Source organism: Paenibacillus sp. HB172176 (assembly GCF_011947265.1).
Lineage (GTDB): Bacteria > Bacillota > Bacilli > Paenibacillales > Paenibacillaceae > Pristimantibacillus.
This window is the reverse complement of the sequence record NZ_JAATHD010000015.1, coordinates 149,303-158,025: the sequence shown is the minus strand read 5'-3', so window position 1 is coordinate 158,025 and position 8,723 is coordinate 149,303. Positions and strand designations below refer to the sequence as shown.

At 47.7% G+C, this 8,723-nt stretch carries 7 protein-coding genes, 7 tRNA genes and 1 rRNA gene; 11 read left to right on the top strand and 4 right to left on the bottom strand.

Annotated features, from left to right (window positions below; all coding sequences use genetic code 11):
• The 8 genes from HFP08_RS18925 to HFP08_RS18890 form a co-directional block, all read left to right on the top strand.
• Positions 1–153, top strand: a 23S ribosomal RNA gene (locus HFP08_RS18925); the annotation flags it as partial.
• 180 nt (positions 154–333) lie between these two features.
• Positions 334–409 (top strand) — tRNA-Asn (locus tag HFP08_RS18920).
• 6 nt (positions 410–415) lie between these two features.
• A tRNA-Ser gene (locus HFP08_RS18915) sits at positions 416–507 on the top strand.
• Between the two features lie 37 nt (positions 508–544).
• Positions 545–619 (top strand) — tRNA-Glu (locus HFP08_RS18910).
• 13 nt (positions 620–632) lie between these two features.
• Positions 633–709, top strand: a tRNA-Met gene (locus tag HFP08_RS18905).
• Between the two features lie 34 nt (positions 710–743).
• Positions 744–819 (top strand) — tRNA-Thr (locus HFP08_RS18900).
• 6 nt (positions 820–825) lie between these two features.
• Positions 826–900: transfer RNA gene (locus HFP08_RS18895), tRNA-Gly, on the top strand.
• A 7-nt stretch (positions 901–907) separates the two neighbouring features.
• Positions 908–984: transfer RNA gene (locus tag HFP08_RS18890), tRNA-Pro, on the top strand.
• 94 nt (positions 985–1,078) lie between these two features.
• Here the strand turns inward: HFP08_RS18890 and HFP08_RS18885 are convergent.
• The 3 genes from HFP08_RS18885 to wecB are packed head-to-tail and all read right to left on the bottom strand — an operon-like array spanning position 1,079 to position 4,003.
• A complete protein-coding gene (locus HFP08_RS18885) occupies positions 1,079–1,945 on the bottom strand; it encodes a dTDP-4-dehydrorhamnose reductase family protein (RefSeq protein WP_168122155.1) in 867 nt (288 codons plus the stop codon).
• Positions 1,942–2,928: a polysaccharide biosynthesis protein gene (locus tag HFP08_RS18880; RefSeq protein ID WP_168122154.1), complete on the bottom strand. Its 987-nt coding sequence runs from the start codon at positions 2,926–2,928 to the stop codon at positions 1,942–1,944. Before HFP08_RS18880 ends, HFP08_RS18885 begins: the two co-directional genes overlap by 4 nt.
• The gene (gene wecB / locus HFP08_RS18875) at positions 2,921–4,003 is read right to left on the bottom strand and encodes a non-hydrolyzing UDP-N-acetylglucosamine 2-epimerase (protein ID WP_346768749.1); all 1,083 of its coding nucleotides are present in this window, start codon (positions 4,001–4,003) and stop codon (positions 2,921–2,923) included. The genes HFP08_RS18880 and wecB overlap by 8 nt, the downstream gene beginning before the upstream one ends.
• Positions 4,004–4,290: 287 nt before the next feature.
• Between wecB and pdaA the strand changes: the two genes are divergently transcribed.
• The 3 genes from pdaA to HFP08_RS18860 all read left to right on the top strand — a co-directional run bounded on the left by pdaA (position 4,291) and on the right by HFP08_RS18860 (position 7,986).
• Positions 4,291–5,121 (top strand): delta-lactam-biosynthetic de-N-acetylase, encoded by an 831-nt coding sequence (pdaA, locus tag HFP08_RS18870; protein ID WP_168122152.1) that lies wholly within the window; start codon positions 4,291–4,293, stop codon positions 5,119–5,121.
• A 110-nt stretch (positions 5,122–5,231) separates the two neighbouring features.
• Positions 5,232–6,137, top strand: a complete 906-nt coding sequence (gene rbsK / locus HFP08_RS18865) for a ribokinase (RefSeq protein WP_168122151.1) — start codon at positions 5,232–5,234, stop codon at positions 6,135–6,137.
• A gap of 226 nt (positions 6,138–6,363) precedes the next feature.
• On the top strand, positions 6,364–7,986 hold the full coding sequence (locus HFP08_RS18860) for an ATP-binding protein (RefSeq protein ID WP_168122150.1): 1,623 nt from the start codon (positions 6,364–6,366) through the stop codon (positions 7,984–7,986).
• On the opposite strand, the gene HFP08_RS18855 is transcribed toward HFP08_RS18860, so the two are convergent.
• Complete coding sequence (locus tag HFP08_RS18855; RefSeq protein WP_168122149.1) at positions 7,983–8,600, bottom strand: TetR/AcrR family transcriptional regulator; 618 nt, start codon at positions 8,598–8,600, stop codon at positions 7,983–7,985. The genes HFP08_RS18860 and HFP08_RS18855 overlap by 4 nt on opposite strands.
• Positions 8,601–8,723: the final 123 nt, after the last annotated feature.

Below are 8,723 nucleotides of genomic sequence, written 5' to 3'. Positions count from 1 at the left end.
TAAGCGCTGAAAGCATCTAAGCGTGAAGCCCCCCTCAAGATGAGATTTCCCAGTATGTAAGACCCCTTGAAGACGACGAGGTTGATAGGTTCGGGGTGGAAGCGCGGCAACGTGTGGAGCTGACGAATACTAATCGGTCGAGGGCTTATCCTAAAGCAACACAAGCTAAAGCGTAACAGCAACTTTCGTATCCAGTTTTCAAGGCGCAAACACGCTTTGTAGATGTACATCGTGGTAGTGTCTTTTCTGAAAAGATAGTAATGGAAGCGTCTTTTTTGATACATAACAGGACGTATCTCAGTAAAAAACGCTAATCATTGAAAAACGCTATATTCCCTGATAGCTCAGTTGGTAGAGCACTCGACTGTTAATCGAGTTGTCACAGGTTCGAGTCCTGTTCGGGGAGCCATCTTCTGGAGAAGTACCCAAGTGGCTATAAGGGGACCCTCTGCTAAGGGGTTAGACTGCGAAAGTGGTGCGAGGGTTCGAATCCCTCCTTCTCCGCCATTATTTCATTAGTGACGATAAGCTTCAAAAATTTTTAGGCCCGTTGGTCAAGGGGTTAAGACACCTCCCTTTCACGGAGGTAACAGGGGTTCGAATCCCCTACGGGTCACCATGATTTCCATTAACGCGGGGTGGAGCAGTCCGGTAGCTCGTCGGGCTCATAACCCGAAGGTCACAGGTTCAAATCCTGTCTCCGCAACCAAAATTACTTAGGATTGTATCGCATGAAACACCGTGCCGTTGTAGCTCAATTGGTAGAGCAACTGACTTGTAATCAGTAGGTTGGGGGTTCAAGTCCTCTCGACGGCACCACAGCTTGCGGAAGTGGCTCAGCGGTAGAGCATCGCCTTGCCAAGGCGAGGGTCGCGGGTTCGATTCCCGTCTTCCGCTCCAGATTTATCGGGATGTAGCTCAGCTTGGTAGAGCACCTGGTTTGGGACCAGGGGGTCGCATGTTCAAATCGTGTCATCCCGACCAGCATTGCAACGTACAAGCCATTCTGTTACTTCTTTATAAGGAGCAGCGGAATGGCTTTTTTGCTGCAATGTCCAGCAAGCAGGCTGCCAAGGTGTTATTCCTCTTTCGATAACAAGCAATATGGATAATGCCGGTGGCTCTCCAGCATCCAATCCCTCAGTTCGGCAAGCATATTCGGATAAGTTGGAGAGGTATAAAGGAAATCAATTCTCGTGTTTACCAAGCTCTTGTCCGAATGCATGCATGCATCAGGAAATAAGGTAACCTCATTGCGCAGAAAAACGTTTTTTATGAGCGTTAACAGCTCAAGTTTGCTTATTTTATGATCTCCGGTAAGATGAGCGAGGCCGACTACTTTTTCTGCCAATGACCATTCAATGGCTTTGGCAAGTTCAAGCGTCGTGACGCCATTCCAATACACGTGAGAATAACCGGAAATCGCATCTTCCTGGCGCATAAACCAGTGAAATAAGCCAATGCCGTCCTTCTTAAGCTCGGGGCCGATAATTGAGGTCCGGATAGTCAGATGTCCCGGAGCGTTAACCTCGCCAAGCGATTTGGAGTGGGCATAGACCGTTGTGCCATCGCATTTGGCCGATTCTCTGTAATTGCCGTCTTTGCCGGAGAATACGCAATCTGTGCTGATATGAACCAGCTTGAAGCCGAATTTGTCAGCTATTGAATGAAGCAATTGGGGGAGATAGCTGTTCACCCATACGGTTTCTTGCAATCGCAGCGCGGCTTGGTCATTAAGAAGGCCAGCAGCGTTAATGACGACCTCTGGCTTTAGCTTGCGCAGCAGTTCTTCCAGACCTGGTACATCCGCAACATCGAGCAAGTACGAGCCAGGATCCTCACTTAGCTCTCTCCTCGTATAGAAGACCTCATGGCCTTGCCTGGTGAAATAATCAACAATCATATGACCGGCCATTCCCATTCCGCCTAGAATCAGCAGCTTCAATCAAGAAAACCTCCTTTTCGCAAAAGTTCTTGGATCTGAGATTTGGACATCAGGTCGTGGTTGGAATGATATTTGATGAATGCAGCTTTGGGCAATGCTGCGTATTTCGCCGTTAATTCCGGAGAAATCATTTCTGGTAAAATAACAAAATTATGTGATCCGAATTGATAGGTGCGATGGACTTCAAATTCGGAAACAAGCACTTCGTGAAGCTTTTCGCCTAAACGAATGCCAATCTCGTAAGTTTGAAGCGTAGAAGTAGAAAGCTTCTCGATGAGCACCTCCGCCAAATCGATGATATTGCAGGTTTTCATTTTCATAACGAAAATTTCGCCGCCTTGAGACTCGGCGGAAGCCTTGAGCAGAAGCTCAATCGCTTCGGATACAGTCAAGAAAAAGCGCGTCATCAGAGGAGAAGTGATTGGAATGTTCTTGTCCTGCCGAATAAGCTCTCGAAAATAAGGAACAATGCTCCCTTGCGTTCCCAGCACATTGCCTCCCCGGACGCAGACGAATCGAGTTGCTTCGCCTAAGAAGTTCGCCCGAATCATTAGCTTCTCCGCATACGCCTTCGTCATCCCGTAGAAATTGACGGGATCGACGGCTTTGTCCGTCGAAACGTCAATCACCTTCTTAACGCCTTGCGCGATGCTTGCTTTAATGACATTTTCCGTACCCAGCACATTGGTTTTCAGCGCCTCATCCGGTTGCTTCTCGCATATCGGAACATGCTTGAGCGCTGCAAGGTGAAAGACATAATCCACGTCTTTGCATGCATCCGTCAACGCGGACAGCTCCCTGACGTCGCCGATGATGAAACGCAGACGTTGATCATTCAAGGAACGCTGCATCGCAACTTGCGCAGATTCATTGCGCGAGAAGATGCGAATTTCCTTTGGATCCATTGCAAGAAGCTTTCTGGTAAGCTCTTTGCCCCAAGACCCGGTTCCACCTGTAATCAAGCAGATTGTTCCTTCAAACATGATGCAGCCCCCCTAATATCATGTTAAGCACCTTCGCCGAAACATCCAGATCCGTATAGCCTTCCGGCAAGGTCCAAGAAGGGGATCCCTGTAACATAAGCTTCACGCATTCGTAGATACGATTTGATTGAAGGCCGGAGATGATGCTGGCTCCGCACAGGACGGTTTCCGGACGCTCCGTGCTGCGGCGAATGATGATCCCCGGGACGCCAAGGATGCAGCTCTCCTCCTGGACCGTGCCGCTGTCCGTAATGACACATGCGGCGCTTCCTTGCAGCTTCATGAATTCGAAGAAGGGAAAGGGATCGCACAGACGAATGAAAGGATGACCAGCGGAAATGCCGAACAAGTCCAGCTTTGCTTTGGTTCGGGGATGCACGCTGCAGATGATTGGAAGCTTCAGATCATCGGCAATCAGCCTCAATCCTTCCATAATGCTCTTCAGATGAAGCTCATGGTCCACGTTCTCGGAGCGATGGGCGGTAACGAGTACATAGTTGTATGACTCCAGATGCATGCGGCCGAGAATGTCGCAGGAGTCAATTTCTTGTTTATAATAATTCATAACCTCGAAGATCGGATTGCCGGTTACCCAGATGCGCGACGGTCGAACGCCTTCTCTGAGCAAATTATCGCGGGCGCCTCTCGTATAAGGCAGATTGAAGGCGGATGTCGTATCCACGATTCTGCGATTAAGCTCCTCCGGCACCGACGGGTCGAAGCAGCGGTTTCCCGCCTCCATGTGATAGACCGGGATTCCCAGTCTCTCGCCAAGCACGGCGCATAATGCGCTGTTCGTATCTCCCAATATGAGGATGCGGTCAGGCTGTTCTCGCTTTATAACTTGTTCCATTTGAGGAAATAAGGAGCCGATTTGCGCGCCGAAGGATCCGGTATGAAGTTGAAGCGAATAATCCGGCTTTCTCAGTTTCATTTGATCGAAGAATACGTCGCCAAGAGTTGGATGATAATTTTGCCCGGTATGAACAAGAATGTGTTTCGAAGCTAATTGATCCAACTTAGGAATGATCCTGCTTAATCGAATGATTTCAGGCCTTGTTCCCAAAATCGTCATAACTTTCACGAACGATACCTCCTTTGTCGTCAGTGATTCCGATAGTTTCTTGCCAAGTATTCCGACCGCGATTATGCTTACCAGTATATTCAGAGATTGCTAGAGCGCATGGATGACTGTTACTAGGTTGAAGCCATTTCCTTCGTTACCGAATGTGTACGATAGAAGAGAATTAGGGACTGATGCGGCGGACGAATTATTCCGATCTATCGCACTTGGCATAAGAACACGTTAAATTGGCAACAGTAATCCTGCTGGTTGGCATGACTTGCAGGAGGGAGTGGCAAATGTTGCATAAAAAATTGGTTTTGCTTGCGATGCTGCTAATTCTGGGAGCAGTAACAAACGACCGGGCTTTCGAAGCTGCCTCGGCGCAGCCTAACGCTTATCACTTCGGCTTTAAAAAAAGCGAAAGAGGCGAGCTGCCTTCTATTGACGAAGAGGGCTTTAAGCCGCTGTTGGAGAAGCACGGTGCGTTATTCCTGGGAGACACGGCCAAGAAGGATTTGTATCTGACCTTCGATAATGGTTATGAATACGGCCTGACAGGTCAAATTTTGGATGTGCTAAAGGAAAGAGGCGTGCCTGCGACTTTTTTTGTTACAGGTCATTATATTAAGGATCAACCCGAACTGCTGAAGCGAATGGTGGCGGAAGGGCATATCGTCGGCAATCATTCGTGGAGCCATCCGGATATGTCGCAGCTATCAGCAGGACAAATACAGACGGAGCTGCAGAAGGTGAAGGATGAGGTTGCGCAGATTACCGGTCAGCGGAATATGGAATTCCTCAGACCGCCAAGAGGCATTTTCAACGAAAATATGTTGGCTGCGAGCAAACGAAGCGGTTATATAAGCGTATTCTGGTCGATTGCTTACAAGGACTGGGAAGTGAACGCGCAGCGCGGATCCCAATATGCTTATGATCAAGTGATCAAGCAACTGCATCCGGGAGCCATAATATTGCTTCATTCGGTATCGAGGGACAATGCGGAAGCGCTTGGCAGCATTATTGAAGAAGCAAGGACACAAGGCTATGAATTTCGCAGCTTGAACGAACTGATCCATCGTACGGACGACAGCGGTCAATCGATGCCGGACGCAGCGGAAATGGAATGATATTGACAAATAAAGCGTATTCCTCTTATGCTAGACAGACAAGTCGGCATTGCGTGAAGTTAATTCGCCCAGCGAAATTTCCGTAATGCGCATATAGGGGGAACGAAAGCTTGAATAGACCACGAATTACAATTATTGGAAGTTTGAATATGGATATCGTCGTATCCATGCCGAGATTGCCTCAGATCGGAGAAACAATCAGCGGTATGGATGTTCATTACGTACCGGGCGGAAAAGGAGCGAATCAAGCGCTTGCCTGCAGCCGACTTACTGCGGATGTCGCCATGATTGGCTGCGTGGGGAAGGATGTATTCGGAGAAGCCATTAGAGACCAGATGAACGGGAATGGAGTCAGCCTGGCTGCAATCAAACAGTTGGACGGCGTCGCAACGGGCACGGCTCATATCTCGCACACGCCGGAGGACAACTGCATCGTCGTCGTGCCTGGAGCTAACGGTCATTGCACGGCGGATGTCGTGCGGCAATTCGAGGAGACTCTTAAGACGAGCAAAATCGTGCTTGCTCAGCTTGAGGTGCCTCTTGATGCTGTTCGCACTGCCTTTGCCATCGCAAAGGAAAACTGCATACCGACTGTTCTGAATCCGGCGCCGGCTCAGAAGCTCCCTCATGAACTGCTCGAGTTAACGGATTATATAACGCCGAATGAATCGGAATGGGAATTGCTCTATGGACAAGCTATGAACACAGAAGCCCGGCTGGGAGTCGCTCTGAGGGAATGGGAGGAGCGATATTCCTGCAAAGTAATCGTAACACGGGGAGAAATTGGCTGTTCCTATCTGGAACAAGGCAAATTAATGACGGCAGGCGCGCCGAAGGTTAAGGCTGTAGATACAACGGGGGCCGGCGATGCCTTTAATGGAGCTTTCGTTTATGGCTTGAGCATAGGTCAGTCACTGCGCGACAGCATTGCTTTCGCGGTAAAGGCTGCTTCGCTTTCCGTTCAGACCTTCGGCGCGCAAGATGGAATGCCAAGACTGGAACAACTTCAGCAATAGTTCAACTTATATAGCCTATAGACTAACGGAAGAGCATGGTTGATTGAGCTGCCATGCTCTTTTTTGTTTACATGGCAATATGTGTAAAATAGATTGCTTCATTTGCCATTTGTTAGTATACTTGCACTTAATCATGCTAAAGTATAGACTCGCAAATGGCGATAATGAAGATAGGAATAAATAAGCTTATAAAAACTTTAATTGGGCGCAACGGAGATGATGCATATTGAAAACTGATTTAGAAGCGGTTCTTGATTCTCATATTCGATGCCGGCAATCAGGGATGCGTGAAGATCTGATTCCTGTTATACCACCTCGAATATCGGATGAAGAAATTAAATTAAAGAAAATCGGATTTGAAGAATTTATTGAGGTTATGCTTATCTTTTGCACCAAGGCGATACAATCGCTCGAGAATACCCCGATTATGTTCATGCTGACCGACCACGAGGGCTATATTCTGGAATGCTACGGCGACGGGGTTCTCACTCAGCAAATTCATGCCGTAGGGATAGAAACGGGCGTTCAATTCTCAGAGGAAGTGATGGGAACGAACGCGATAACGATTTCTTTGCTGCTTAATCGTCCTTTCCAGCTCATAGGCGAGCATCATTATCAAATTCCTCTGCAGGATAATGTCTGTTACTGCGTTCCCGTTCAATTCCGATCTGCCAAGAACGAGGTATTAACCGGCACTCTTAATATTATGACCTCCATGAAATATCATAGCCCCTACGCCTTGCTGCTGTTATCGAATATGGTCGAGGCTATCGAACGGGAGCTGGAGCTGCGCAGGAAGAATCGGCATCAATACCTGCTCAATCAGCTTATTCTTCAATCCGTCAACAGCGGGATTATCGTAACGGATCGCGAAGGCATTATAATCGAGTTCAACCAGGTTGCCGGAAAAATGCTGTGTCTTGATAGAGAGCGAGCGATAGGACAACCCATTACGAGCTTCAAAGAATATAGCGATTATATGATGGATTCAATTGAAAACGGCACGAATATCGGCAATGTGGAAGTGGCCTTATCCTTGCCAAGCGATAAAAAGATAATCGGTTTGCTCGATTGCGTGCCGATACACGATGACTCCGGAGTAATTGTCGGAGCTTATCTTCAGATTCGCGATATTACGGAGCGTCATGAGCTTGAGGAGCAAATGATGACCTATGAGAAGTTTTCTGCTGTAGGCAAATTGGCGGCGGGAATGGCGCATGAAATCCGCAACCCGCTAACGACCATTATGGGATTTATTCAGCTTATGCGGGAGCATAATATGCAGAGCGGGACCGATACGAGATATCTGGATATTGTGCAAGACGAACTCTACGAGCTTAAGAGATTGGTTTCGGATTTCGTAATGATGGCCAAGCCGAGCTCGCCGGAGCGAAAGAAAGTCGACCTTAATCAGTTAATCGAAGAGACGATCTCGCTCATGAGCTCGCAAGCCAATCTGCTTAACACGATGATCGAATATGAATCGGAGAAGCACTCGCTTTCCTTATCTCTGGATCCCGGTCAGATCAAGCAGGTACTTATTAATCTTATGCAGAATGCGATGGAAGCGATGCCGAACGGCGGCCGCATTGTTGTGCAATGGAAATGCGATCCGCAGCGGAAGAAGGTCAAGGTGTATATTCGAGATAACGGCTACGGGATGACGGAGAAGCAGTGCCGGGATGTGTTCACGCCTTTCTATACGACGAAGGATGAGGGGCTCGGACTCGGTCTGTCGATCAGCTATCGCATTATCGAAGCGCATAACGGCAAGATATCATTGAATTCGACCGTTGGAATCGGAACGGAATTTATAGTGGAATTGCCTTATATCTACGCCTTTAGTTAGGATTGGGTTAGATGGGACAGTGTAATCGCTATGGGTCCCTTATGCATAATGCGGGTCAGGATAAGAGCAACCTCTTCTACGCTTAAATTCAAGCCGGCATTCAACCAATGCGTAATTAAACCAAGATTGGCGGAAGAGACGTAGGCAATAAGATAATCCCGCGGAACAAGCGCTTTTCCTGAATCGTTCAATTGTGCGAAAGCGCTTTTTTTGTAGAGATGCTCCGTCATAAAGGCTTTGATCTGCATGGGAAATCCGGCATCGCCATTCGGACCGAATATAACGAGGAAGAAATCTTTGTTCTCCGCAATATAAGTCAGGAACTTGATAACTTTCGGATAGGGCTTATCCTCGACAGCATAGCTGCTAATCTCACGCGGATCGAAGGTGATCATGATTTTGGACATGTCATCGAATATTTCCTGTTTGACTTGCAGGAATAGATCGGGCACATCCTGATAATGAAGATAGAAGGTGCCGCGATTCATATCCGCTCTTTCAGTTAAGTCGCTTACCGTGATTTTCTCGAGGCCTTTCTCTTTCATAAGCGCAATCAAGGCAAGACGCAGCTGCTGTCTTGTCTTTCTTTTGCGTCGATCCAGCTTCTCGCTCATTCCAATCCTCCTAATAAGTTGATGTCTAATCAACAGATATCCCTAAAGTGGTGATTAATGAACATGGAGCTGACATATTGATGATTGAACTCCCTTCATATTTCATTATAATGAACACTGTGA

Excerpts from the sequence above, each read along its gene's own strand:
- HFP08_RS18880 (WP_168122154.1), bottom strand. The coding sequence starts at position 2,928 with ATGTTTGAAGGAACAATCTGCTTGATTACAGGTGGAACCGGGTCTTGG.
- wecB (WP_346768749.1), bottom strand. The coding sequence starts at position 4,003 with ATGACGATTTTGGGAACAAGGCCTGAAATCATTCGATTAAGCAGGATC.
- pdaA (WP_168122152.1), top strand. The coding sequence starts at position 4,291 with ATGTTGCATAAAAAATTGGTTTTGCTTGCGATGCTGCTAATTCTGGGA.
- HFP08_RS18855 (WP_168122149.1), bottom strand. The coding sequence starts at position 8,600 with ATGAGCGAGAAGCTGGATCGACGCAAAAGAAAGACAAGACAGCAGCTG.